Origin of the sequence: Protofrankia sp. CiP3, from assembly GCF_917627345.1 — a bacterium.
GTDB lineage: Bacteria > Actinomycetota > Actinomycetes > Frankiales > Frankiaceae > Protofrankia.
This window is the reverse complement of record NZ_CAKJTM010000022.1, coordinates 1-516: the sequence shown is the minus strand read 5'-3', so window position 1 is coordinate 516 and position 516 is coordinate 1. Positions and strand designations below refer to the sequence as shown.

Genomic DNA, 516 nt, shown 5'->3' with positions numbered 1-516 from the left:
CCGGGAGACCCGCCGAGACCATCACCACAAGCTCGCCGCTCGACTTGTTCGCGACAACCAAGCGATCTACGTTGAGGATCTTGCGGTATCCGGTCTCGCCCGAACGAAACTCGCGCGAGCGGTCCACGACGCTGGCTGGTCGAAACTGGTCGGCCTGCTGGAGGAGAAGGCCGCGCGGCGTGGTCGAAGCGTGGTGCGGGTAGGCCGGTTCTTCCCGTCGTCACAACTCTGCTCAGCCTGCGGAGTGAAAGATGGTCCGAAGCCACTGGCGGTCCGGACGTGGACGTGCCCGGCCTGTAACACCACACATGATCGTGATCTGAATGCGGCCCGGAACATCCTGTTCGAGGGACAGCGCATCGTCGCCGCCGGGCGGGTGGAGACGGTAAACGCCTGTGGAGTCGATGTGAGACCGGCACCCGTGCCGGCAGTCGGCAGTGAAGCAGGAACCCACCGAGGTGCGGCATGAACCGCACGGTAGGAATCCCCGTCCTTCAGGGCGGGGAGGACGTCAAA

At 64.7% G+C, this 516-nt stretch carries 1 protein-coding gene; it reads left to right on the top strand.

The genetic code is table 11. From position 1 onward, the window contains the following. Positions 1-469, top strand: a 469-nt coding sequence (locus tag MJ797_RS10835) for a transposase (RefSeq protein ID WP_239334193.1), incomplete at its 5' end; no start/stop codon positions are given. Positions 470-516: the final 47 nt, after the last annotated feature.